This window comes from Cyanobacterium sp. uoEpiScrs1, from assembly GCF_947331815.1.
GTDB lineage: Bacteria > Cyanobacteriota > Cyanobacteriia > Cyanobacteriales > Microcystaceae > Rippkaea.
Window position 1 is genome coordinate 1,556,095 of record NZ_OX373462.1, and the last position, 26,108, is coordinate 1,582,202.

The 26,108-nt window shown below is 33.7% G+C and carries 23 protein-coding genes; 9 read left to right on the forward strand and 14 right to left on the reverse strand.

The genetic code is table 11. The features are described 5' to 3' along the window. Positions 1 to 776: 776 nt before the first annotated feature. Together OXU93_RS05425 and OXU93_RS05430 are read left to right on the forward strand one after the other, a co-directional pair. Positions 777 to 1,871, forward strand: coding sequence for a metallophosphoesterase family protein (locus OXU93_RS05425; protein ID WP_267384813.1), 1,095 nt, complete (start codon positions 777 to 779; stop codon positions 1,869 to 1,871). A gap of 666 nt (positions 1,872 to 2,537) precedes the next feature. Continuing rightward, a complete protein-coding gene (locus OXU93_RS05430) occupies positions 2,538 to 2,954 on the forward strand; it encodes a J domain-containing protein (RefSeq protein ID WP_416378793.1) in 417 nt (138 codons plus the stop codon). A gap of 281 nt (positions 2,955 to 3,235) precedes the next feature. Here the strand turns inward: OXU93_RS05430 and OXU93_RS05435 are convergent, their stop codons facing one another. Both OXU93_RS05435 and OXU93_RS05440 read right to left on the reverse strand, forming a co-directional pair. Next, entirely contained in the window at positions 3,236 to 3,370 is a 135-nt protein-coding gene (locus OXU93_RS05435) for a hypothetical protein (protein WP_267383074.1), read from the reverse strand. Between the two features lie 167 nt (positions 3,371 to 3,537). After that, complete coding sequence (locus OXU93_RS05440; protein ID WP_267383076.1) at positions 3,538 to 3,921, reverse strand: AbrB family transcriptional regulator; 384 nt, start codon at positions 3,919 to 3,921, stop codon at positions 3,538 to 3,540. 314 nt (positions 3,922 to 4,235) lie between these two features. Between OXU93_RS05440 and OXU93_RS05445 the strand changes: the two genes are divergently transcribed. Next, positions 4,236 to 4,679 carry an Rrf2 family transcriptional regulator gene (locus OXU93_RS05445; RefSeq protein ID WP_267383079.1) on the forward strand — a complete coding sequence of 148 codons (444 nt, stop codon included), beginning with the start codon at positions 4,236 to 4,238 and terminating at the stop codon, positions 4,677 to 4,679. Between the two features lie 232 nt (positions 4,680 to 4,911). Beyond that, positions 4,912 to 5,943: an adenosylcobinamide-phosphate synthase CbiB gene (gene cbiB, locus OXU93_RS05450; protein WP_267383082.1), complete on the forward strand. Its 1,032-nt coding sequence runs from the start codon at positions 4,912 to 4,914 to the stop codon at positions 5,941 to 5,943. Between the two features lie 24 nt (positions 5,944 to 5,967). On the opposite strand, the gene cobD is transcribed toward cbiB, so the two are convergent. Then, positions 5,968 to 7,038 (reverse strand): threonine-phosphate decarboxylase CobD, encoded by a 1,071-nt coding sequence (cobD, locus tag OXU93_RS05455; protein WP_267383084.1) that lies wholly within the window; start codon positions 7,036 to 7,038, stop codon positions 5,968 to 5,970. 17 nt (positions 7,039 to 7,055) lie between these two features. Next, entirely contained in the window at positions 7,056 to 7,337 is a 282-nt protein-coding gene (locus tag OXU93_RS05460) for an HU family DNA-binding protein (RefSeq protein WP_267383087.1), read from the reverse strand. A 584-nt stretch (positions 7,338 to 7,921) separates the two neighbouring features. Here OXU93_RS05460 and cobO point away from each other — a divergent pair. Then, complete coding sequence (gene cobO / locus OXU93_RS05465) at positions 7,922 to 8,539, forward strand: cob(I)yrinic acid a,c-diamide adenosyltransferase (RefSeq protein ID WP_267383090.1); 618 nt, start codon at positions 7,922 to 7,924, stop codon at positions 8,537 to 8,539. Here cobO and OXU93_RS05470 read toward each other — a convergent pair whose 3' ends face one another. After that, the gene (locus OXU93_RS05470) at positions 8,540 to 9,073 is read right to left on the reverse strand and encodes a hypothetical protein (protein WP_267383092.1); all 534 of its coding nucleotides are present in this window, start codon (positions 9,071 to 9,073) and stop codon (positions 8,540 to 8,542) included. 90 nt (positions 9,074 to 9,163) lie between these two features. Here OXU93_RS05470 and OXU93_RS05475 point away from each other — a divergent pair, with 90 nt between their 5' ends. Next, positions 9,164 to 9,295 (forward strand): hypothetical protein, encoded by a 132-nt coding sequence (locus OXU93_RS05475; protein WP_267383094.1) that lies wholly within the window; start codon positions 9,164 to 9,166, stop codon positions 9,293 to 9,295. Between the two features lie 193 nt (positions 9,296 to 9,488). Here OXU93_RS05475 and OXU93_RS05480 read toward each other — a convergent pair whose 3' ends face one another. After that, positions 9,489 to 10,475, reverse strand: a complete 987-nt coding sequence (locus OXU93_RS05480; protein WP_267383097.1) for an RNA polymerase sigma factor, RpoD/SigA family — start codon at positions 10,473 to 10,475, stop codon at positions 9,489 to 9,491. A gap of 1,405 nt (positions 10,476 to 11,880) precedes the next feature. On the opposite strand from OXU93_RS05480, the gene OXU93_RS05485 reads away from it, so the two are divergent. Both OXU93_RS05485 and gltX read left to right on the forward strand, forming a co-directional pair. Continuing rightward, positions 11,881 to 12,477 (forward strand): YdcF family protein, encoded by a 597-nt coding sequence (locus OXU93_RS05485; RefSeq protein WP_267383099.1) that lies wholly within the window; start codon positions 11,881 to 11,883, stop codon positions 12,475 to 12,477. Between the two features lie 105 nt (positions 12,478 to 12,582). Continuing rightward, positions 12,583 to 14,034, forward strand: coding sequence for a glutamate--tRNA ligase (gene gltX, locus OXU93_RS05490; RefSeq protein ID WP_267383100.1), 1,452 nt, complete (start codon positions 12,583 to 12,585; stop codon positions 14,032 to 14,034). A 1,192-nt stretch (positions 14,035 to 15,226) separates the two neighbouring features. Here the strand turns inward: gltX and OXU93_RS05495 are convergent. From OXU93_RS05495 to OXU93_RS05520, 6 genes are all read right to left on the reverse strand, one after another. Continuing rightward, on the reverse strand, positions 15,227 to 16,321 hold the full coding sequence (locus OXU93_RS05495) for a glycosyltransferase family 4 protein (protein ID WP_267383102.1): 1,095 nt from the start codon (positions 16,319 to 16,321) through the stop codon (positions 15,227 to 15,229). A 12-nt stretch (positions 16,322 to 16,333) separates the two neighbouring features. Next, a complete protein-coding gene (locus OXU93_RS05500; RefSeq protein ID WP_267383104.1) occupies positions 16,334 to 17,491 on the reverse strand; it encodes a glycosyltransferase family 4 protein in 1,158 nt (385 codons plus the stop codon). Then, entirely contained in the window at positions 17,491 to 18,660 is a 1,170-nt protein-coding gene (locus OXU93_RS05505) for a glycosyltransferase family 1 protein (RefSeq protein ID WP_267383106.1), read from the reverse strand. Before OXU93_RS05505 ends, OXU93_RS05500 begins: the two co-directional genes overlap by 1 nt. A 69-nt stretch (positions 18,661 to 18,729) precedes the next feature. Beyond that, positions 18,730 to 19,305, reverse strand: coding sequence for a D-glycero-alpha-D-manno-heptose-1,7-bisphosphate 7-phosphatase (locus OXU93_RS05510; RefSeq protein WP_267383109.1), 576 nt, complete (start codon positions 19,303 to 19,305; stop codon positions 18,730 to 18,732). An 8-nt stretch (positions 19,306 to 19,313) separates the two neighbouring features. Beyond that, positions 19,314 to 19,907 (reverse strand): D-sedoheptulose 7-phosphate isomerase, encoded by a 594-nt coding sequence (gmhA, locus tag OXU93_RS05515; RefSeq protein WP_267383111.1) that lies wholly within the window; start codon positions 19,905 to 19,907, stop codon positions 19,314 to 19,316. 22 nt (positions 19,908 to 19,929) lie between these two features. Further along, positions 19,930 to 20,856, reverse strand: a complete 927-nt coding sequence (locus tag OXU93_RS05520; RefSeq protein ID WP_267383114.1) for an NAD-dependent epimerase/dehydratase family protein — start codon at positions 20,854 to 20,856, stop codon at positions 19,930 to 19,932. 724 nt (positions 20,857 to 21,580) lie between these two features. On the opposite strand from OXU93_RS05520, the gene OXU93_RS05525 reads away from it, so the two are divergent. Then, the gene (locus tag OXU93_RS05525) at positions 21,581 to 22,474 is read left to right on the forward strand and encodes a S66 peptidase family protein (RefSeq protein ID WP_267383117.1); all 894 of its coding nucleotides are present in this window, start codon (positions 21,581 to 21,583) and stop codon (positions 22,472 to 22,474) included. A 667-nt stretch (positions 22,475 to 23,141) separates the two neighbouring features. On the opposite strand, the gene OXU93_RS05530 is transcribed toward OXU93_RS05525, so the two are convergent. Together OXU93_RS05530 and OXU93_RS05535 are read right to left on the reverse strand one after the other, a co-directional pair. After that, positions 23,142 to 24,107, reverse strand: coding sequence for a glycosyltransferase family 2 protein (locus tag OXU93_RS05530; protein ID WP_267383119.1), 966 nt, complete (start codon positions 24,105 to 24,107; stop codon positions 23,142 to 23,144). Positions 24,108 to 24,387: 280 nt separating this feature from the next. Then, entirely contained in the window at positions 24,388 to 25,590 is a 1,203-nt protein-coding gene (locus tag OXU93_RS05535; protein ID WP_267383122.1) for an argininosuccinate synthase, read from the reverse strand. Between the last annotated feature and the right edge of the window lie 518 nt (positions 25,591 to 26,108).

Genomic DNA, 26,108 nt, shown 5'->3' on the forward strand with positions numbered 1-26,108 from the left:
AATCTAATATTATAATAAATATTTTATTTTTATCTGAATTATATTTAATTTTTTAGTAAGAAGTTTGTAAAATTTTAAGTATTTTGTAAAAAGACTCTATGAAATTATAATAACTTAATGATAACCGTAAAATTTTGTGTATTAGTGTCCGTTTACTTATACTATCTAGGTTAGATGATATATGCAGTTTAAAGTTATTGTAATACTTGTATACGTTTTATTTTATATAATTCTTTAGCTATTTCTATTAGATTTATCTTTAAGCTGTTTTTTTGTAAAACAATATAAATATATATTATTTGCAAGTAGTGAGTTTGACAAGCGTTATTATCAAACTATTTTTAATTAAAAACAATTATTGTCTTATGTACTTACTTTGTTGTCTAAACTAAATATTTTTATCTTCTAAAGAAGTATTTTTTATAAAAAATAAATGTATACCTATTTAGGTTGATTAGTTAAATAACTGAGCTACTAAAGTATTTTTGTTTTATTTAATATTTTTTATGAGCTTCAAAAGTTCTGATGTAATAGCAAACAAAAAAATAAGTTAAATTTACTAAAGGAATAAATCTTTTATTTTCTCTTTTAGAATTTAATATTTTTGCTTGTTAACTATTGATATAATAAGTCATTAATGAGTAAAAGTTATAATATTTACATAAATATTATAACTTTTACTTTTAAAATTATATCTTGTTGATATTATTTAATCAGACAAAATATAATATTGAGTTCATAGTCAATAGTCATTGACGTTTTATTAGACTACAATGATGAATTTAAATCGCCGTCAGTTCTTAATTGTTAGTGGAGGTCTATGTGGGTGGCAAATTGCCGTTTCAACCCATCCAGGATTGAGCGGCGGCAATGCAGCTTCTCAACACTTATCTACCTCTATTCAAAAATCGGAAGAGGAACTAATTCCTAGTCCTGTAGCTGTTGCTCCTCCAGGATTATTTGCTCCTGTACGGGGAGACACCAGAATTGTTGTCATTAGCGATCTCAATAGTCAATATGGTTCTACTAGTTATGAATCAGAGGTTAAACAAGCAATCACTCTTATTCCAGGATGGGAACCTGACTTAGTATTGTGTGGAGGGGATATGATTGCTGGACAAAAAAAATCTCTTACAAAAACCCAAATTCAAGCTATGTGGTCAGCTTTTGATATTAATATTAGTAACCCTTTACGTCATGTTAATATTCCATTTGGATTTACCATAGGTAACCATGATGGATCAGGAATAGTTTATCAAGGACAATATACTTTTGCATCTGAAAGAAAATTAGCCTCAGACTATTGGAATAAGCAAACTAATAATCCAAAATTAAACTTTATTGATCAGGTTAACTTTCCTTTCTATTATAGTTTTATTCAAAAAAATATTTTCTATCTAGTTTTAGATGCCTCTACCCATATTATCTCCTCTAAACAATTAACTTGGATTAAAAACAGTTTAGCAAGTGATACAGCACAGAAAGCCAGATTAAGAATAGTTATTGGACATCTACCCCTTTACCCTATAGCCGTAGGACGAAATAACTTAGGAGATTTTTTAAGTAATGGGGAAACATTACAATTAGTGTTAGAAAACTATAAAGTTCATACTTATATTAGTGGACATCATCATGCCTATTATCCAGGAAAAAAAGGCCGATTAGAATTACTTTATAGTGGCACTTTAGGGGCAGGTCCAAGGAAGTTACTAAACGACAATATTTCTCCTAGTAAAACTTTAACAGTGGTTGATATTGATCTACATTCTCAAACTACTGCTTATACAACCTACAGTATGAAGACTATGAAAGTGATTGATATTAAAACTTTACCTAAATTTATTGGCAAGGTACGACGTAAAGATATTTAACTTGATTAAAATTTTTAACAGAAAATGAACAATAGACCTTTGCTATACAAAGTATATTGCCAGACTAATTTATTAAATGTCTACTATTATAAGTTTTTAACCCAGAACGAGGTGACAAATAAAAACCATTTTGTAAGATATTGTTAACAATTTAACTTGTAATCTTTTCTTCATCACTAAAAATGTTCTATTTGTATTTGTCAAATAAAGTAGCTTTGACAATTATTTATAATAATAAAACTTTATTTATTTACGACAAAAGTAATATTTAAAAATATATAATCAATATTGATAGTTAAAATATCTAACTTGACCATGTTAGGAACATAACAATAGCACGTCACTCACAACTTTAACTTTCGTTCAAAATAAAGAATTAGAATTGTAGGTATTTACTATCTGAAATTTTAGATTAAGCATAATCTTCTTGATTCAAGAAGATTATCTTTGATATTTACCAAACTGTAGTCATGACGAAAATAGAACGGGTTTTGATATATTATTTTACCAAAAATTTTCTATTAGCATTTATAAACGCTATAGGGATTGAGAAACTTCATCTTTAAGTTTAGTTAAAATAAAATTACGAAAAATATTCTAAAGAATCTTGTGACTCAGCGTCGAACTAAAGCACAATCAGCCCAGAGTAAAGTTTCTATACGAATAATGTTTACTCATAGCTACTATGCTATTCTGGGGCTTTATCCATCAGCTTCTGCTATTGAAATTCGGAAGGCTTATCGCAAGCTGAGTAAACGCTACCATCCGGATACTACAGACTTATCTCCAGAAGTAGCCACACAGCAATTCCAACAGCTAAATGAAGCCTATGGAACTCTAAGCAATCCTAATAAGCGATTACTCTATGACATTAAAATTGGTTATTCTCATCATAATACAATTGAAATTCCTAAAAATCCCCCTCAGCAAAAGGGTTCCAGAACTTCTCAGTGGACGAAATCAGTTGATTCCAATTCAAGTAATCGCCCTTTGTCAGCCGGAGAAATTTTTGTTTTGTTTATGTTTGGATTAACCTTTGTAGGATGTGTGATACTAATTCTCGCCATGAGTCTCTTTAGATGAAATAAAATCTCTCCCTCCACTACAGTTTTCCTTAACGACCTACTTTTTAAGTAAAGGATAATACGATTGTCCGACCGCTGATAGATTGATTTATGAACTTGTGGAGTTTCCAACTGGGTGAATTCATTATGATATTGTCTTTTTTTGGAACCTTACTTTATAATCATCTTCTTACTGAAAATTTGATAATAGCCTATGAACAACAGAACATCCGACCTGAAACACTAAAATTAGTCTAAACTGTTGAATAAATAATAGTTTACTACCTTAAAGAGTAAAAATTATAAACTAGAAGCCCACACTAGCTGTTGAATACCCTTTAAAATTTGCCAATAGCTTAGATTTCCTATTTGTTCAGATTCTTCGAATACCCTCGATGGTGATCTTTTTTTCTGAAACGAGACGAAGTGACTCATTTGCTAATAAAATAGAAATAAGAGGCCTGCTGTCCTCCGGGACCTGCAAGCCGTGGTTCAATGTTGTTACCTTGATTGAAGCAGTAAGCGTTGTTTAGTTTAGCCTCTAAACGACGCTATTTTTTATTTGGTTAAGTCTAGAAAAACTGAATAGATTAACCATAAATTTATTCCTCGTAATCACCAAGTTCACCCAATTGTCTGAGATGAATGTGCTTCCGCCCTAGAGTAATTTCAAATTCATCTCCTGGTTGTAACCCCATTTTCTTGGTATAAGCTGAACCAATTAAAAGGTTTCCATTAGATTGCACACTAATTCTATAACTAGCTGAACGGCCGCCTCTTCCCTGCCCTTCCGAAGAGCTATCTAACTCAATTCCTTCTGCGTCAATTAAGGCGTTGAGAAACTTCATCATGTTGACTCGTTCTATCCCATTTTTAGTTTGGGTATAATAGCCACAAGCTCTAGCTTTTTCTTCTTTACCTAGGTTACCTAGCTCTTTAACTTTTTCGACTAATGCTGTACCGGTCAGGGGTGTATCTTGACTCATCAACTTAAACAGTAACTAAATGAATAATATGGTCGACAGATTAGAAATCTAAGATGACATCGAGCGACTTAAAAAGCACTACGATTGCTAACTATCTCCCCTCTATTTTACACATAACAAGTAAACTTTATCCACCATCTGACCAAATAAATAATAATCTATTGTTTTCGATCTTTAAACAAGAATCATTTGCAGAATTTACAAATATTTAGGTCTCAGGGTTTTTGTTGAGAAGAACGTGTTATAAAGTCAACAACACATTTTTTATACAGTGTCTTATAGTCTACTCAAAACTAAAGAGACAAACTGAGCAAATGAAATTAACAACTCGCAGTCATTATAGCGTTAAAGCCTTACTGGATCTTAGCTTACAGCCTAACTATGGTCCAACTTCAGTAAAATCGATAGCAAAACGACAAGATTTACCTGCTCCTTACTTAGAAAAATTGCTGATTGAAATGCGTCATTCTGGGTTAGTTAAGTCAGTACGTGGTTCTCAGGGAGGTTATCAATTAGCCTGTCAGCCTAATCAAATTTCCTTAGGACAAATTCTAGACGCAGTTGAAGAAAAAATACAACCTTTATCAGGTTATCAGCCTGATCTTACTCAAGGCTCAGATTGGGTTACATTTAGTTTATGGAAACGGCTTCATGAGAAACTTAAAGAAGCGCTTTACAAGATTACTCTTGCTGATCTTTATTATGATGCTCGCAGTTGGCAGGCCTCTCAAGGAGAAGCTACAAGTTTCGTTGTATAAGAGATTAATGTTTAGTACCTAAGAATCAATTAGATTATATTTGAACTTGCTGTAACTTTTGTTAGCTAAGCCTTGACATCGTCATAAAATAATATTTAACATTCAATTTAATATTATTAAAGCTTTAACAAAAAAAAATACCAACTAACTAAAAATTAAAAAAAAATATGTACAATTGAAAATATTAATAACTTAGTACAATAAATAACTTGAACTAAAAAATAATCAGAAAATGAAGACAAATATAGAAGCAATTATTTTAGGAATAGCTGCTGTAATTGATTATAGAATAGGTGATCCCAGAGAATGGTGGCATCCTGTACAAGGGATGGGGTGGATTATATCAAGGTTAAGTAAATTTACAATCATCACTTGTCAAAGAAAATGGCAACGTCGCTGGTGTGGAATTATCCTAGGATTAGGAGTAATTCTTGGTAGTGGAACTGCTGGTTGGATAATCGTTTATTTAGCTAAAAATATTCATTCCCTATTAGGAATTGTAGTCCAAAGTATTCTCTTAGCAAGTTGTTTTGCCGCTCGAAGTTTATCGTTTGCAGCCAAAGCAGTTCTTTCGTCTTTAGTCAAAGGAAATATCGTAATTGCGCGGAGTCAACTTAGTCAATATGTGGGAAGGGATACGGATAATCTCTCGGAAGAAGAAATCTTACGCGCTGTCCTAGAAACGGTCTCAGAAAATGCTATTGACGGAGTAACAAGCCCTTTATTTTATGCAATTGTTGGGGCATTTTTTCCAGAGATTGGAGTAGTCCCCTTGGCCTTGGGTTATAAAGCGGTAAGTACTCTTGATTCAATGATTGGTTATCAAGAAGACCCCTTTAAAGATTTAGGTTGGTTTAGTGCAAAATTAGAAGATTATTTAACTTGGCTTCCCTGCCGTTTGACTGTATTAACCTTAGCCTTAATATCAGGAAAACCTCTAACTGTTCTATCAATTTGTTGCCGAGATGCCTCCCATGATCCTAGCCCCAATTCTGGTTGGAGTGAATGTATTTACGCAGCCATTTTAGGAGTTCAACTAGGAGGGACAAATACTTACCAAAGTCAATTAAAGTACAAGCCATTGTTGGGAGATTGCTTGCACCCAATTACCCCAACGATTATCTATCAAGCTTTACAATTAACTCGGATTTGTTTTCTATTGTGGTTGGTATTGGGTATGGTCGGTCTATTTTGTCTAGCAAAATATTATCTTAACTCTGCTGCAAGCCCCCATTTCCACATTGTTAGTTTTCTGCTTACTTAAATTTACTTAACTACCCCCGCCGTACTATATTTGATTTGATTCAAATTTAGCCAAAGCTTTTAATAATTGTTGGTTTTCAGCCTCGCTTCTTACCGCTACTCGAAAATAACCGTTGCCTAGTTCAGGAAAATTCAGACAATCACGGATTAAAATATGATGTTTTTCTAACAATTCTTGTTGTAGCTGAGAACTAGGAATTTGAGTTTTCACTAATAAAAAATTAGCAGCACTGGGAAACGGTTTTAATCCCTTAAGAGCTGATAGTCCTCTCAATAAGCTTTTTCTGCTAGCAACTAACCAAGACCAAGTTTTTTGTTGAAACTCATGATCATTGAGTACTGCTTCTCCTACAGCTACTGCCAAGCTGTTAACCGACCAAGGATCTCGCCATAATTGCCATTGCTGAAGACGACTAGGATGAGCGATGGCATATCCTAGTCGAAGCCCAGGAATACTATAAAATTTAGTAAGTGATCGTATAATCACTAAATTGGGATAGTCGCCCACCATCGGAATTAAACTTTGTTGCTTATGGGGAGTTAAAAAGTCCATAAAAGCTTCATCAACTACCACTAAAGCGAATTTTTCAAGCAAGGATAGTAAAATATCCCTATGAAATAACTTTCCAGTGGGATTATGAGGATTGTTAATGATGACTCCACTTGATTGGGGATCAACAAAGGGAAAGTCCAAAAGACAAGTTTTACTTTCCCAAGAGAATGGGTAACATTTTATTTTGGCACCAAATCCTTGTAGAGCTCGCCAATAGTCCTGAAAACAAGGAACTATTAAATAAGTAAACTTTAGATTAGCTAATTCCCGACCCGCCCAAGTTAATAGTTCGGCTGCTCCATTACCAGGAAAAATCCAATCAGGTGATATGTTATGCATTTTTCCTAGGGCTAATCGCAATTGAAGATAATGGGGATCAGGATAATGAGCAATAGCGGTTACTCCCTGCTGAAAGGCAGTTATCGCAGTGTTGGGGGGTCCTAAAGGATTAATACTTGCAGAAAAATCTATAATAGAAGTAACTGGGCAACCTGCTTGGTTAGCTGCCCAGATTAAATTTCCTCCATGAATAGGCCGTTTCATCCCAATGGAATAATAGTTTATGACTTGGGTGCCACTTTTTCCTTAAATAGTTTACCAGCAGAAAATGCCGGAACTCTTGTCGCTGGAATTAACATTTTTTCATTTGTTTTTGGATTACGTCCCTCACGAGCTTTACGATCACGCGCCTCAAACGAACCAAAACCAACAAGGGTGACTTTGTCGTCTCCGGAGACTGCTTCCATAATGGTATCAATGGTAGCTGAAATAACTGCCTCGGCCTGTTTTTTGGTGACATCGGCTCTATCTGCTACTGCGTCAATTAATTCGCCTTTATTCATACGGAAATCTCCCTTTGTTCTTAATTTGATGGTTTTTAGGATTAACTCCTCCACTGACATCTTGCCATGGAAAATTTTCTAAGTGGCCAATTTAGAGAAATGTTGGTTTGGAGAAATTTCCCAAATCCTCATAGGCTAGATGTTTTACTGCATTATTCTAAGCCCTATTTGCCTTCTTTGGGATCGCTCAAACCTTTAATTTATGTAGATTTTGTCGACTTTTTTGTAAATTTGTTCCCTAAACTCACCTGTTGTATATTGAAGTATTCGAAGAAACACTGGCGATAATGGAATGATAGTTTGAATAGTTAAAACATAAATGAATATGAATTATAAAAACTAAAACTAACTGAGTACAGTGATGCATGTATAGAAAACAAAAAAGGAATAAATAACTTGTTTGTTCAACCTTTTGTCCCTTAGAACAAATATTCTCTTAGAGAATATAATGGTGACAGATTAATCAGGGGGCAAAAGTATACAGAAAAATTTAACAACCAAAGCCATAATATAGTTAAATGATTGTAGCGTGAGCACTGACGATAGAAGTGTCAAAAGCTCAGATTTCAGTTATAATCATTTCCATGGTTAATAAAACGTCTCTTTCTCCAAAACAATATCAGCAGAAGATGCAGCAGCGTAAGGAGGTACAAACACGACGTTTAGCTCAAGCGTCCAAAGAAAAAGGACTTATTATTGTTAACACTGGTGATGGGAAAGGTAAGACCACAGCTGCTTTAGGAATGGTTATAAGAGCTCTTGGTCACGGTTTTCGAGTGGCGATTGTTCAATTTATCAAAGGGTCCTGGGAACCTGCAGAAAAAGTTGCATTGAGTCGTTGGGGAGAGCAATTAGAATTTTATGCTATGGGAGAAGGATTTACATGGGAAACCCAAGATAAGGAACGAGATATCGAAAATGTTCAAGTTGCTTGGGAAAAAGGGCTGTCTTTTATTCGTAATAAAAACTATCAGTTAGTATTACTTGATGAAATTAATTTTGCTCTTAAACTAGGTTATCTGGATGTCGATACAGTCTTAGAAGGACTGTCTAAAAAATCGATTACTACTCATGTGATATTAACGGGACGAGGTGCGCTTCCTCCTTTAATAGAAAAAGCTGACTTAGTGACAGAAATGAGTTTAATTAAGCACCCTTTTAGAGAACAAGGAGTTAGGGCTCAACCAGGAATTGAATTTTAGCTAACCTGAAGGTAAACAAGCATTGAGAATGCGTTGGTCATTGTTACTGAGACTACCAAGACGATAGTATCCCTCCAAAGTAACTTCTGAAGCCTGTTGATCATGGTTAGCTACCGGAGAGACAACCCGTAAACTTATGGAGTAATCATACTCTATACCATCATATGGGTCGACAATGGAAAGATTAATTTGACGACTGTCAAAACTACCTGAAAAACAATTAAACTCTGACCTAGGCATATAGAATGCTCCTATAACTTCCCCTTTTTGGACTTTAAAAACTAAATATTCTTGTCCCATAATTTCTGGTTCAGGAGATCTCCCATATAAATAGACCCCGTTAGCTAAGCTATTAGTTCGCTTAAAGGAAACCTCTTCAGATAAATTTTCTCTACTATGAGATAAACTTTCTTCTGTTGCCTGTGCAAACTTAGCACTAATCGTCCCTGAACTAATAAGTAGACTCAAAAGTATTGTTGTTGGTAACAATTGAAGATGTGTAAGTGAAAATAAGAGTGTTGGAACAAAAGACATTGGATTTCCCTAAACATATGAACTGATATCAATTGCAAAAAATATGCTTGTTTAAGCCAACAAGGAAGTTCTAATTGGGGACGACCATTTATGCCATTAGACAGTAATGTTGAACTATTCGTCTCTAAACATGCCCAACCGAAACTATTTCTCCCTAAAAGAATAAAATCGATAGAAACACTACATCTGCTAGGTTCAACTTTTCTTAGAGCAATTACCTAACCCTTCTGCAAAATACTGCCGAGAGCGGACGCTAATTAACTAAAAAAGGTTTCTCCATGGTTGTCTTCATTGTGCAGTAGTTTTCTAGAACGGAGAAACTTTTTTCGTAAGTTTTAATAAATGATTAACAAGTAGACAAGATTTTGACTAACTAAGCCAATGTTTGTAGAATAGCTGACGACCAAATATTGATTTAACTAGCAGCTAAATAGTCCTTTACATTTACTTTACGTCTACGTAAGTGAGCTAAGGCTTGATGCTCCAACTGGCGAACTCTCTCACGGCTAATATTGAGCTCTTTACCAATTTTGGCTAGGGATAATTCTTTTCCATCTTCTAACCCGAAGCGCAAGGTAAGGATAGCCTGTTGCTGTGGAGTTAATTCCTTCATTAATTTGTTTAAATCTTGGCGTAATAATTCTTGAGTAATATAGTTGTCAGGAGAAACACTCTGATCTTCTAACAGTTCTAAAAGTTCTGTGTCTTGATTATCTCCGACTTTGATATCTAGAGAAATAGGCTTACGCGCTAAATTTAAATACTCCCGCACTTGAGACGCTTCAAAATCCAAGACTTCACTAATTTCAGTTGAAGTAGCACTGCGACCTAACTTTTGAGATAGTTCTCGTTGTATTCTCTTAATTTTGTTGAGCTTTTCAGTAATATGAATTGGTAATCGAATAGTACGTGCTTGTTGGGCGATTGCTCGAGTAATTGCTTGACGAATCCACCAATAAGCGTAAGTAGAAAACTTATAGCCTTTAGTTGGATCAAATTTCTCTACTCCTCGCTCTAATCCTAAACTTCCTTCTTGAATAAGATCGAGGAATTCCATATTACGCTTCTGATATTTTTTAGCAATAGCAACTACTAGACGCAAGTTAGCCTCAATCATTTTACGCTTTACACTCTTTCCTTTCTCAATAGCTTTTTCAAGATTTGCTTGGCTAAGGTTGACAGCTTTCGCCCATTCTTTAAGACTTGGTTCTTGTCCTAAGTCTTGAGTAAGTTGCTCTTTTATTTCCAATAAATGCATCATTCTTTGTACTTGTTTCCCATATATAATCTCTTGCTCATAGGTTAACAGCGGTACTCGCCCAATTTCATGCAGATAAGTACGCACCATATCTACTGAGTAAGTGGACTGTTTTGTTGTTGAGTTGACATTAGCAGTGGGCATTGGTACGTTATGACTCCTTTAAACCTGCTTCAAAATCCTTCACTATACTTAGTATCTTCCCAGAAATCTAGTAAATACACACAAATGCACTGGGAGACAAAACAAAAGCGTAGTCGGTATGACTTTTGCTTTATTCTATATTAGCTTATTTATCTAAATAATGGCAATTATCAAAGGAGTTATCGTTAATTTATACAAGCAGATTAACGATAACTCCTTTCAGCGTGAAGATGACGTAACAACAAATTATGATAAAAGATTAAAGTTTAGATGTATTTTAGAATATTAGGATAACTATATTTCTTCGTAAACCATTTTACTAAACGATTGATTAATATGACTGACAAAAAATAAAGCTTAGCCATGAGTTTATACAACTTAAAATAAATACATCAATTCTAATAGTTATTTTTCAAGAACTATCTCAAAGGCATTATTAATAAATAATAGTAATTCTTAAATCTTAGAAAGAATTACAATAAAAGTTAACAAAAATATCTCTCAGATTGAGTGTAATAAAAACTGAAGTGTTTGAAACCGTTATGTTTACTTGGTCAACTAAATTATTCATATCCATTTACTAATAGGCGAGGCTACCTTAAAAATAAAAATTGTAGTCTCAATTGTTTAGAGATTATCATATCAAAGCAGAATAACTATCAAATTTATCTTGGATAGACTTGTACATTAAGAATAATAGAAGTATTTTTCAAACTTGTCGAACTCATAATGCTCAATCAAATGATATGATTTACAAGGGGTTAATCCCTTGGGGCTGTGGCTCAGCAGGATAGAGCAAGCGCCTCCTGAGGTTCGGGCATCATGGATGGAAACACCATGGATGAATGTGGTCAAATTCAAGGAAGCCTAAGTCTTCTTAATGATAAGGTAATCTTGAGCCAAGCTCTACGTCCCTGGTAGAGAAGGTGCAGAGACTGGTTGTAGATCGCCAAAGGGAAATAAAAACAGTAAGGCGAATCATATCTACAACATAACGGCCACCACCTAAGGGCATCAAGTCTAAGGCGAAGGAATAGTCCAGAGAGTGGGGAAACTCACACCAATCTGAAGCGCTAGGTCGCCGGTTCGAATCCGGCCAGTCCCGTCAGTCCGTAAGCAGGTCTTTATCAAGAAATAACTAGAGGGAGCATAATATTAATCCTCAGTGTCATCTATAACCGGATGCTCGCTCTAGTCACTTCTTCGTTTAGGTCAGGATAGTTTATAGTTGACCTCGCTGTGATTAATTTTGAATGTCTAATGACTTTCAAATAATGTTCCTCACAAGAGATGGAGTTAAAGTGTATACTGATCTACTTCCCATTACCTAACATTAAAAAACTTTATATCTCAGCAGTATGCTTTACGGCTATCCAATTAACTCGATAGTTCCATTGTTGTATTCATGTTGTTAAAAATCAATAAAAAAAAACATTGTGTAACAGTTCTTTTATCAATGATTCATCCGAGGTATAAATTATGGACTCTAATTTTGTTTATGGGCATTAGTCTGTGGGCGGGGTATAAAGAATTACAGAGTTATATAGTACAACCTGAAGCAATTTTTGTTTTGGGAGGACATGAAGAACGCGAACACTTTGCCGCTCAATTGGCTACTCAACACCGCGATCTCCCAATTTGGGTGTCTTCTGGAAGTCCTCAAAGCTATGCCAAAAAGATTTTCAGAGAAGCAGGTATTTCGAGTACTCGCCTTTATCTAGACTATCGAGCAAGGGATACAGTAACTAACTTTACAACTCTAGTAGATACCTTAAAAATACAGGGCATTAATAGTGTTTATTTGGTAACTTCCGCTAATCACATGAACCGTGCTCGCATCATTGGGGAAATTATTTTTGGTACTCGGGGAATTATACTTAAACCTATAGCCGTTGAGTGTGATCGTCCTCCAGAACCCTTCAAAAAAATTCTCAGAGATGTAGCCAGATCACTGCTGTGGTTGGGAACAGGAAAGACAGGGGAAACTTTAATTGTTCCTTAAATTAAACTCTTAGGTGGCATCTGGTTAAGGTCCGTTATTCAATACAATAGAATTGAAACCCTACTTTAAGTTTAAAGTAGCAAACACAGACCTAGGAGAAATGTCGTGACCCCCAGAGTTCGTATTGCACCAAGTCCTACTGGAAATCTACACATTGGAACTGCGAGAACAGCTGTTTTTAATTGGTTATTTGCCCGTCATCATTCGGGACAATTTATTTTACGCATCGAAGATACAGATCTTGAACGATCACGAACAGAATACACTGAAAATATTAAATCAGGGCTCACTTGGCTAGGGTTAGATTGGGATGAAGGTCCATTTTTGCAAACCCAACGTATTGAGCTCTATCGTCAAGGAATTCAAACCTTACTTGATAAGGGACTTGCTTATCGTTGCTACTGTACCCCTGAAGAATTAGAACAGATGAGGGAGAAACAAAAAGCAAAAAATCAAGCTCCCCGCTATGATAACCGTCATCGTTATCTTACTGAAGTAGAATGTCAAAAGTTTGAATCTGAAGGCAGGAAACCTGTTATTCGCTTCATCATTGATGATGATCGTGAAATCGTATGGAATGACTTAATTCGAAATCGAGTAGTCTGGAAAGGGAGTGATCTCGGTGGAGATATGGCAATTGCTCGCATTTCTCAAATTGAAGAAGGGGCTTTCGGACAACCTCTATATAATTTAGCGGTAGTAGTTGATGACCTAGATATGAAAATTACTCATGTCATTCGGGGTGAGGATCATATCGCTAATACAGCAAAACAGATTCTACTTTACGAAGCCTTGGGAGAGAAAGTTCCATACTTTGCTCATACCCCTCTTATTTTAAATCAGGATGGACGAAAACTATCTAAACGAGATGGAGCATCATCTATTGATGACTTCCGTAAAATGGGCTTTTTACCTGGTGCTCTTGCTAATTATATGACGCTTTTAGGCTGGACTGCTTGCGACTCCACGAAGGAAATTTTTAGCCTAGGTGAGGCAGCAAAAGAATTTAGTTTAGAAAGAGTAAATAAAGCGGGGGCAAAATTTGATTGGGATAAACTAGATTGGATTAATAGTCAATATCTCCATAAAGTTCCGGCCCCAGAATTAGTTGAGCTAGTTCTCCCTTATTGGCAGGAAGCGGGATATGAAGTTAATTTGGAAAGTGATCGCACTTGGCTAGAACAGTTAGCCTCTCTAATAAGTCCTAGTTTAATTAGATTAACTGATGCTATTAAAGAAAGTCGTTCATTGTTTGGAGCAAAACTTATCTATAGTACAGAAGCTATAGAGCAATTGCGAAAAGAGGGAGTCAAAGACATCATACAAGCTGTAATGAATAATCTAGTCAATTATTCTCAGTTAACTGAAGACAGTGCTAAAGATATTATTAAAAAAGTTACCAAAGATTTTAAGGTAAAAAAAGGTTTGACCATGCGTTCTCTCAGAGCAGGTTTAATGGGTGAATTACACGGTCCTGATTTAATTCAATCTTGGCTTTTATTACACAAAAAAGGGTGGGATGTAACTCGTTTACAAGATATTTTAAGTAAAATTTAGAATAAACAAATACCTGATTTGGAGTAAATATTTATTAATAATACTGTTTCAGTTTAGAAAGTTAATGTCTAATTTTTTATTGATATTATCATTTTTTGATTTAATAACAAATAGACTAATGTGAGAGGATTTTAAAACTATCTTAATCCTCTATATACATTTCTTTTTCAGAAAATGATTCTTAGACTAGAAAACTATTAGTTCTTTTTTAAACTTGTTTAAATATTTTCAATAAAAAAATAAGGTTAATCATTGATTATATTTCTTATTTAATTAGTATATTTTTTGTAAGCAGTGTAGTCTTTCCGAAAACTATTAAGTAGTTAAATAATAACATTCTTAAATATTATCTATATACAAATATATATTGTTCTCTTGTAAAAGAGATATCTTTAAGAGGATTAATAGTAAAATACTGTAAATTATTTTTTAATTAGAGGTTTTAAATTTCCTTAAAAGTAATCAATAATAAAAGTTTCTTCTTGTTTTTAATAAACTAAAAGATTTAACTAAAAAATTATCATTGTCTCTTTAAGTTATTAAATATAATTCTTGCAAAGAATAAATATAATTCATGGTATTATTTTCTGTAGATTTAAGTTATTTCTTAGTAAGTGACCACAAAAAATATCATTATAAGTTTATTATACGATTTAACTAGTTAGATATTAAGTTAATTACAAGTTTAATAATTAAAGCAATTATTAAACTTGTAATTAACAGTTTAAAATATTAGTTTAAAGCCATATCTATATTAGATAGTAGTAAACATTTCTTGGTAAAAATCAATAAAATAAAAGTAAAACAAGGATTAAATCAACTTAAATATATAAAATATTGTACGGATAATTATAATATTATTTACTATAATAATTTATTTTAACTTTTTATTGCTAAACTTAAAATAAATAGAATATATACAGTTAGTATAGACTTATTGAGTTAGCATTATCAATATAGTTAATAGAGGAGTAGATGAATAGTAAAATTTGTAGCTTAACTGTATAATTATACAGTTATCAGTTGCTGTAATACTGATTTATAAATTAGTAAAATTACATTTAAATAAATTAAATAAAAACGAACAGTATACTGAATTATTGAAAGTATCTTATTTTTTAGTTTCTAAACTTAATATCAGCCTTGTAATTAAATTACAATAAATCTATCCTTTAATTAATTAGCTTAGTATCTAAAGAAATCTCTTCAAAATCTCTAAAGTAGAATGACCAGTTTTTTGCCAACTGAATTGACTAGACTGTTTTAAACTCAAAGTTTTTAACTTTGAGCGTAATTTATTATCGTTGATAATTTGTTCCATTGCATCCGTAATTTCTGATATTTGATAAGGATCAATTAATAACCCAGCATCTCCTGTAATTTCAGGCAAAGAAGATAAGTTAGAAGTAATAACAGGTGTTCCACATCCCATCGCTTCTAAAACTGGAAAACCAAACCCTTCCCATAAAGAAGGAAATACCAATGCTAATGCCTGATTTAATAGTATAGGCAATTGATCATAAGAAACGTAATTAAGAAATTTAATCTGATTTATTACTCCCCATTCTGTTGCTTGTTGTTTCAATTTTGGAGTGTAACGTTGATCTATTTGCCCCGCTAGCCAAAGTTCATAATTTTGATAATTCTTAATTCCTGCAAATGCTTTAATTAAACGAGATAAATTTTTATGGAGATCATGACGACCTAAATACAGAAAATAAGGTAGTTTAGTGCGGCACTCTATTTTTTTTGTTAACTTTATTGGACGAAAATGATTTGAATTATAAGCAAGAAGAATAGGAGTTATCTTATTAGCAGAAATCCCAAAAAAATTAATTATATCTGTCGCTGTTGCTTGAGAATTACAAAGAATGTGTTTGGCTTGTTTTAGCACCTGTGGAATATATGTCTTAAAATAAGGTGTTAAAGGAGAATTTTTTTTAGGAAAACGTAAGGGAATTAAATCATGCACCATTACGATAGATCGACAATTAGTATATAATGGGGCTTCTGGCACTGGTGAAAATAATAATGAGCCCTCTAACTTTTGATAAATTTTAGGTAACTTAAACTGTGTCCATAATAATCTACGAAAATGACCAGCAGTTCCTTGTTCTGGAGTTAAGTTGTTCGGAACTAAATAGTAATTAAAGTTGCAATCATTGTTAGATCTTAATAAGATAGGATTAAGTTTTTTCAAATAAGGAAAAATACTATCAGCATAAATAGAAATACCTGTCGGTTTAGACATCAACATAGAAAGATTAATAAGTAATTCTTTTGTCATTTAAACAAACCATTAATCAATAAATTTATAAGCTTTAAAAGTTTCTTGTGCTGTTTTCTCCCAAGAAAATAGGTTTGCTCTTTCTTTTCCTTTTTCAATCAATTCTTTTCTTAACTGAGAATTACCAATTATTTTTAAAATAGACTCCGCTAACTCTAAGAAATCGTTAGGATTGATCAACAATGCTGCATCTCCCGCGATTTCAGGAAGAGATGAAGTGTTAGAGGTAATTACAGGAGAACCTAACGTCATTGCTTCTAGAATAGGTAAGCCAAATCCTTCATAAAAAGAAGGATAAATAAAAGCATCAGTTTTAGTATAAAATAAAGCCAGTAGTTCATCAGATAAATAATTTAAATGATAAATATTTTTTTTGTATTTGGATTTATTTATCGCCTTAAAACTAGATTCATACTTCCATCCTTTTTGTCCAATTAAAATCAAGTTATGAGGGATTTTATGTTGTTCTTTTAAATGGTCAAATGCTTTGATTAAAGTAATCACATTTTTCCGTGGTTCAATAGTACTTACAAAAAGAAGATAGGGAACAGAAAAATCATAATTTATAGAATCTTTAAGTAGCTCAATTTTATCAAGCATGACTTTATTAGAAGAGTAACGACTTGCTTGATGGGTTATCTTAATTCTATCGGGATTAATTTTGAAATGTTCAATGATATCCTGTTTAGTATTTTCAGAAAAAGTTATAATTAAATCCGTCCATGATAAACAGCGTTTAATTCTTTCTAAATATCCTTGAACAATGGTAGTAGAATATTGAGGATACTTAAGAAAAGTAAGATCATGAATAGTCATAATTTTCTTACTTTTACAATGAGGATAAACGTAATGATCCGTTCCATGAAGAATATTTGGTTTATTTAGATATCCTTCTAAATATGATAGGATAGGATTAGGATATTTTGCTAAAAAATTAGCAATAGTAACGGGAATAGGTAAAACAGAAACCTGAGGATAGTAAGTCAAAAAATGTGGTACAGAAAAATTCCTTAGCAGCCAATTTTTAATAGAGGGATGAAAATAAACTGTTAACTCAAAGTGTTCGGACTCTTGTAACTTAGCTAATGCTGCTATTGTATTTAAAGTATAGAATCCTATTCCGCTAAGTCTTCCCCTCAGTGGTGTTCCGTCAAGACAAACTTTAAACATTATTTCTGGTTGATTATTTTCTGCATAGCTTCAGCATAACCGTTCAAACAATGATAATTGAGGTAGCTGTTTTGCATGACTTTTATTTTATTCTTTATATTTCCATATTTAATTATTCTAAATATGGAAATAAACACTTGTTCAGAAATTTCCCAATTAATGATTAATTCGCCTAAATCGTACTTAAGTAATTCGTGAGCCATCCAAGTCCTATCAGTTACCAAAGGTATTTTACCAGCGATAATTGACTCAGTGAAAATCCCTGATGTTCTTTCTTCATAAGCCTGGCAATCATATGGTAGTAAAATAATATCACTAACACTCAGCCAGTAATTATATTCTTCTCTTGTCAATTTATTTTGAATTAATTTAAGTCTAATACCTCCTTTAGATACTACTAAATTAGATTTTTGGGCTGCAACTAGACAAATTTTATCATTGTTATTCAAGTTAATATCAACTAATTTTTTGATAATATTCCACCCTTTTTCCTTTCGAGGAAGTCCTGGCCACCAACATAAAATTTCAGAGGATTTACTTTTTATTTTACAATTATCTACTTTAATATCAGTATGAGGAATAGGCATTACTGTAACAGGTTCTTGAAAATAATTAGATAAAGACTTACCTAATAAATCACTATCTGTTAATAACTTTAAGTTTCCTGTTGGTAGACTTTTTTTAATTAAAAAATTAAGAAATTTATAAATATATCTGGTTTTATCTTTATGAGTATTCCTACGATATAGTAACCAAACTGATAAATTCTTTGTAGGAACTAGCCATAAGGCAATCGTTAAGGCAAGTAATTGTAAATGGATAAACCTTTCGAGAAAAATGATGGATGATTCTGTTTGATAAATAACGCTATTTCGTAAATATTTAGCTGTTGTTGTTCCTAGAGAAAAAACTCCAATTAACTTAAAAATTTTTCTAAAAAAATTATCTCCTCTTTCAAGATCAAAGTTACTCAAACAGTCATCCCATTCTGTAAATAAATAATCAACTTTTGACTGAGAAGGAATAGCGGCTAAATGTCTCCAACCTAACTTAGAAACTGCTTTACCAACTGCCTGATGGTAGGGAATAATGTGTCCTTCCCCGTCCATCAAGTTAGGAATTAGTGAAACCAATATAGGTGTTGAAGACTTTTTTTGATTTTCAATCATTAATGAATCTTGTCTAATTAAGTTGACCGTTCATATTTTTTTGTTTACTTGTCAACAGAACTTATAATTCTATCCTAAACCTATTAGTTTAACTGTCTCCAATAGTTCTTTAAAAACTTTAACTTCTATCGGATATTTTTCTAGTTTTGCCATGGTCTCTCGTCCTCGTCCTGTTAAAATCAAAATGGGCTTGCAGTCAGCTCTAATAGCAGCTTCTAAATCACTAAATGCATCACCAATAAAGAAAGATTGAGACAGCATTATATGATGTTTTTTAGAGGCATTAATTAACATTTCAGGGGAAGGTTTACGGCAAAAACATTTGTCATCGGGATGATGCGGACAAATAAAAATATCAGAGAATGATACTCCAAAATGGCTATATTGTTGTCGGATATAATAGTGAACTTTCTCAACATCCTGTAGGCTATAATATCCCCTACCAACTCCGGACTGGTTAGTGATTATTATCAGTAAATAACCTGCATCTTGCCATTGTTTTAAAGCTTCCCCTGCACCATCGGGAAGCTTAACTTGTTCAGGTTGACTCAAATAGGGGACGTAGTCAACAATCACCCCATCTCGATCCAGAAACAGGGCTTTATTGAAACGTGTATGAGAAGTATTGGTTGGATAGTCCACCATTCCAGATATTAAACCGCAATTTGTCCTTCTAAGCCAACATTAGCGAATAATTGTGCTTCCACTTGTTCACAAATCCGATGATAGGTCATTAAGTGAATTTCTTGAATATAGGGGGTGTGGTGTTGTTTTACAAAAAGGGGATAATCTGACATTTCCTTAAGCATGCCGCCATTATTTCCTGCCATTCCGATAGTAATTAATCCCATGTCTTTAGCCATCTCAAAAGCACGCATTACATTAGCAGATTTTCCAGAAGTAGAAAGCCCCCAAAGAATATCTCCTGGTTGCCCGAAAGCTTCCACCTGGCGAGCAAAGATTGTTTCATATTCGTAGTCATTGGCCCAAGCGGTCAAAGTTGCAGGATTAGTTCCTAGGGCAATTGCTGGCAAACCCTTACGATGAATTTGGAACCGACCCACAAATTCAGCCGCAATGTGTTGAGCATCAGCGGCAGAGCCACCGTTACCACAAATAAGTAATTTATGCCCATTTTGGAACCGTCTAGCAATTAAACTGATTGTTTGTTCAACTGAACGACAATATTTGGGGTTAAACGCTTCTTCTAGACTCTTTAGCCTGTGTTGAATCCAATAATAGTTCACCGTTACTCCTCACTTAACTCACTTACCTAGCTGGAACAAGTTTTTCTTGTTCGAGCCAGAACCACTCTATAGTTTTAGCTAACCCTAATTCTAATGGAGTTAACTTGAAATTGGGTAAAGATTCCTTAAGTTTGTCAACAACTAAACACTTAGACCTAGCTCCTACATAGCAAGATGTATCAAATCTGATTTGACTGAAGTTGTAGTCAACTTCTTCACAGATTAGCTTGGCAAAATGTCGGATAGTGTACTCCTCCCCTGCACCAATGTTAATTGAATTATTATCAATGGTAGCAGCCAGTTGGGTGGCAATCTTAGCAAAATCTTCAACAAAGACCAACTCCCGTGATTGATTTCCATCTCCCCATAAGACCACAGGTTCGCCATAAAGTTTCCCCCGAATTATCTTACGGATGAGATCGAAAATAAAGTGCATCTGTCGACCATCGGTATGATACCCGGACCCATAAAGGGTAGAAGGAATTAGATAAAGGTATTTTAGACCATATTGTTTATTTAAAGCTAATAAACCTGCATAGAGCATTCGTTTAGTCATTGCATAAGTAAATAAACTGTTTATAGGTATCCCTGTAAGGTAATATTTCTCCAACAAGGGTAGATTTGGGTCATATGCACAACTTGTCCCCATACAAATTAATTTCGCCTGGGCTTGGTATTTCTGCCACCATGTTAGAACATTAGTGTTTATTTGCTGGTTAATAATCCATTGTTCTCCCGGATGAGATAAACAAAAATCACCTGCTTGAGTCCAGGCAGCTAAATGGTAAATCTGATCATAGTTGCAATCGTTAAAATTAAGCAAAGACTCAGGTTGAGTGAGATCACAGTTGTTCGAGTTGAGACGGACTATTTCATCTCCTTGTGCTTGAAGTTGAGAACAAAGATTAGTTCCGAGAAACCCCGTTGCACCAGTAAGTAAAATTTTCATTATTAAGGACTCGTTTTATTAGTATTTTTTGATTGCCATAAAAGGAGAGTAGCGTAGAGACACTATAACGATGACATAGAGTTTTGTAAAGAGTGCCAAAGGATGAAGAGTATAAAGTCTTGGATTTTTATTTAACGTCAAAACTTAAACACGGAAAAATGATGAGTCACAGTATTATTGATGAATACAATTTAATTTAAAAAACAAACATGGTTACTTGATATAAAAATATTTATAAATATTTAAAATACTGCAATCAAGCTCAACAATATTAAAGTCAAATGCTGTAGAAACAAAAATATTAAAGCACATCAATAATAGTGGCTAAAATCAGCCTGTATAACTAATAAAACAACAAATGATAAGATAGTAATTCTTGTTTGTCTGTACAAATATTGAAACCAATCAATAAAAGATGTAAGATTTTTACTGATTTATTTTTTATTTTTTATAAATACTTAAAAATATTGTCATATAAACAAAATAAATAAAGTATTTTTAAATATTTTTGTTTCTTATTGAAAATTTTTAAAAATAATTCGATTTGATCGAATCAACATGTACTATTGTCTAGGATAAGCTTAATTGACTTCAAGTTATACAAATCTATTTATCTCATTTTTTGAAAACTCATTATCGATCCAATTGGATTAAGTTTTTAAGATTACCATTAAGCTATCAAACAAATAGATAATTATCAATTATTCTTTATTAGTTATTACTCATGAAACTACCTTCTTTCTTAAAATCAGGAGATTCAGTACAAGTTATCGCTCCCAGTGGTCGGTTAAAAGAATTATCTACATTTAAAAAAGGATTAGAAATCTGGCGAGCACGAGGCTATCAAGTTCACTTGGCAAGTCACTGGAACGCCCATACAGGATATTTAGCCGGAACCGACATTCAACGACGACAAGCATTATTAGAGGCTTGGGAAAACCCTTACTGTAAAGCCATTATTTGCGCTAGGGGAGGCTATGGAAGTACCAGATTGTTAGAAGACTGGCAATGGAACTCTGTTTTGGCTTCACCACCAAAATGGATAATCGGTTTTTCTGATATCACAGGATTATTGTGGAGTTTAGCCAAAGAAGGGATTGCTAGTCTTCATGCTCCTGTTTTAACCACCTTAGGATCAGAACCTTATTGGTCAGTTCAACGATTATTTAATTACCTTGAAAGAGGACTACTATCTCCTCTCAAAGGTTTAGGATGGGGAGGTGGAAAAACCATAGGAACCCTACTCCCGGCAAATTTATCCGTCGCTACCCACTTACTAGGAACTTCCTTGCAGCCCTCCCTAAACGGGGTGATATTAGCGCTGGAAGACGTGGGAGAAGCTCCATATCGTGTGGACCGTTATGTAACTCAATGGCGATTAATGAAAGCATTTAAAGGAATTAAAGGGATTGCTCTAGGGCGGTTTAGTCAATGTGAATTATCACCATCAGATTCGAGCTGGACGGTGGAGGAAGTATTACGTGATCGTCTTGGGGATCTCAATATTCCTATAGTGTCAAATCTTCCTTTTGGCCATGATGGAGAAAATGCCGCCTTACCCGTAGGGACTCAAGCCAGTTTGGACGGAGATCTCGGTATTCTTAGTTTCATTAATTAAAATTGATCTGAGAGAATAATATAATTGACGATAAATTGAGATCTAAAATTTCTTAGAGAAACAATTTTTCTCTGTGTTTATTGTACCAATAGAAAGGAATAATGCTTGAATTACTCTTAAATTAATTAACATCCTAATTGTTTATTAGCTTGATTGATGGGATAATAATCAGACTGTTGAGATAAAAAATGCTAATGTACATTCCTTTTTGCTATAACAACCTTCTAGAGTGATTTTAGATTTTTAAATAAATTAATCTTAAGTTTTATTAACACTTTAAAATTTTATTTTTCATATTTATCTCCTATGAATATAAATTGTTAAACTATAGTATTTTATTAGTTGTTGACAATAGGTAAAAATTAGAAAATTTGTGGTAATTGCTTATATTGTAATTTATAAGTTTAAAGAATAACCAACTTGAGTCAAACTAGCTGATACTAGTAGCTTAGAAGATGGATAGTCAGACTGTTACCGTTAGTTAAGCGGGAGAATTAATGAAATAGAAGTTTGATTTTTGTCAGATACTTTTGTAAAACACTGTACATACTTATTTATATGAGCATAATGGAGACATTTGTGGATTATCTTTTAGATTTAATAAAATTAATCTCTTAAGTTCTTCTAATATACATTTTGTGTGGGATTTACTTATAGCGTATTAACTTTATGACTTAGTCACTTCGTTATCATTAATAGTTAGACCATAACAATCTCGCACAAGATAGAGAGGACGTTCCTTGACTTCTTCGTAAACTCGGCCTAGATATTCCCCAATTACCCCTAGGCTGATTAATTGTATGCCGCCCAAAAACAAAACGGTTACCATTAAAGATGGATAGCCAGGAACGTCGATTCCTGAAGCTAATGTCCAGATAATTAAAAATAATCCATAAAAAAAAGCAAACAAAGATAGTACTACCCCGATATAACTCCAAACCTTTAACGGAACCATACTAAAAGAGGTAATTCCATCAATAGCAAAATTCCAGAGTTTCCAATAATTCCATTTAGTTTGTCCTTGATAACGAGGAAGACGATCATAGAAAATCGCCGTTTCCTTGTATCCTACCCAGGCAAATAGCCCTTTCATAAAACGGGTTCGTTCTGGAATTTTTTTAAAGGCTATGACCACCCGTCGATCTAAGAGTCGAAAATCTCCCGTGTTTCTAGGAATGGGCACACGACTCATCTTACTGATGACCCGGTAAAACATGTCAGCTGTAAAGCGTTTAAACCAACTTTCTCCCTGGCGTGAACGCCGTTTAGCATAAACAACATCATAGCCTTCGCGCCACTTGGAAATTAATTCTCCAATTAATTCTGGGGGATCTTGTAAATCTCCATCGATGGGAATAACAGCTTTTCCCTGAGCATAATCTAAACCAGCGGTCAATGCGATTTCTTTTCCAAAATTTCGAGATAATCCAATCACTTTAATTTCGGGATAATGTTGATGATAATCAACTAAGTTCGTAAGGGTATTATCTCGACTTCCATCGTCAACACAGATAATTTCATAGGTCATATTTAATTGGTCTAAGATTAAAAATAGTCGCTTAAAAAGCTGGTCTATATTTGGTGCTTCGTTATATAAAGGAACGACAATCGATATTTCCGGTGAATCTATCATATAGAATAGCTATAATAAAATAACAATAAATAAAAGTTAAAAATCTTATTTTACAATTATCACAAAATTCCAAAAACTCGATTTATATAAACATCAAGTTTCTGGAATTTTATGATACAGTCGGAACAAAAGTTGTTGTGGCAGTTATTAGCTATCAATGTATCATAACTTAGTTTGAAAGAACTAGATTATTCAACATAAGACCATGATAAGAGCCTGATATCATCATTCCCTACTAACGAAAATAAATTCTACGACAATTATGATTTTCTAAACGCAACTATCTTTTATTCTTTTGCGCCCAAACTCTGGTAGGAAGTCCCCAGATATAAATAAACCCTTCAGCCGCCTTATGATCAAAGTTATCATCTGCTCCATAGGTAGATAAGTTGGGACTGTAAATAGAATTATCTGAACAGCGACCTACAATGACAGCATTCCCCTTAAATAATTTAATCCGGACTGTTCCCGTAACACGGTCTTGGGTTTGGGAGATAAAAGCATCGAGAGCCTCTTTTAATGGACTGTACCATAATCCTTCGTAAATTAGTTTACTGTAAGTATCTCCCACTCCCTGTTTATATTGAGTTACGTCAGCAGTAAGAGTCAAACTTTCTAAGTCGCGGTGAGCATCAATTAACATTAATAATGCAGGAACTTCATAGATTTCCCTCGATTTAATACCTACAACGCGGTTTTCAATCATATCTAGACGTCCAATCCCATGATTACCTGCTATTTTATTTAACTGACTAATCAGAGTTACAGAATCAAGGTTTTGACAATTAAGACTAACCGGAACTCCTTTTTCAAACCCAATCTCTATATACTCAGGTTTGTCAGGAGTATTGGCAATTGCTTTAGTCATTAAATAGATTTCTTCAGGAGGTTCAAACATTGGATCTTCTAACGGACCTGCTTCAATACTACGTCCAAGAATATTACGATCAATACTGAAGGGAGAAGATTTTTTTACGGAAAATTCAATACCAAATTTCTCCCCATAGGCAATAGCTTCCTCCCTACTCATATTCCACTCCCGTGCTGGAGCGAGAATTTTTAAGTCAGGATTAAGAGCGAGAATCCCTAAGTCAAAGCGGACCTGATCATTTCCTTTAGCAGTACAACCGTGAGCAACTGCATCCGCTCCATATTTTTCTGCCACTTCTACTAAGAGCTTAGAAATTAAAGGGCGAGCTAATGCGGTGGACAGAGGATAACGGTTTTCGTAAAGAGCATTTGCTTGAATAGCCCGAAATCCATAGTTTGTTATAAATGTTTCTTGAGCGTCAACTATTAAAGATTCTAAAGCCCCACATTCTAGAGCTTTAGCTTGAATAGGACCTAATTCGTCTTCTTGCCCCAAATCAACAGATAAGGTGATTATATCTTTTATCCCCCATTCTTGCTTAAGATAGGGAATACAAACGGATGTATCAACTCCTCCAGAATAAGCGAGAACAACTCTATCAGCACAACCCATAAAAATTTATCTCTAACAAATAACTATTGAGGTTATTTTACTGGAGTCAAGAGTTTTTAGTTATGAGTCCTTATCAAGAATACATAACAATTAATAAATTTGGGAATTGCGTAATTGATAGATAAACATAATTATAGTTTCTGTAAAGATATGAAATGATGACTACAAATAGAGAACAAAATAATTACACAAACTATAAAATATGTTTTTATGGACAACACCTTTTATATTACTAGCAGTTGGGTTTACTTAAACAAAAATTCACTATTTATATTTCAAATATAAATAGTGAATTTTCTATACTTATGCCGGATTAAATGGTAGCTGCTAACTTCTAAAGTTTTTGATCTAAAATATATATTCATACATTAAATAATATCAATATATAAATTCTTTACCGTAAGAAAATAAATATACAATTTTAAGAAATCAATTAGAATTAGCTTTGAGTTTTACAACAAAAAGTTGAGGTATATATGGGTAAAAGATCCTAAATCAACATACCTCTATTCTTCTAT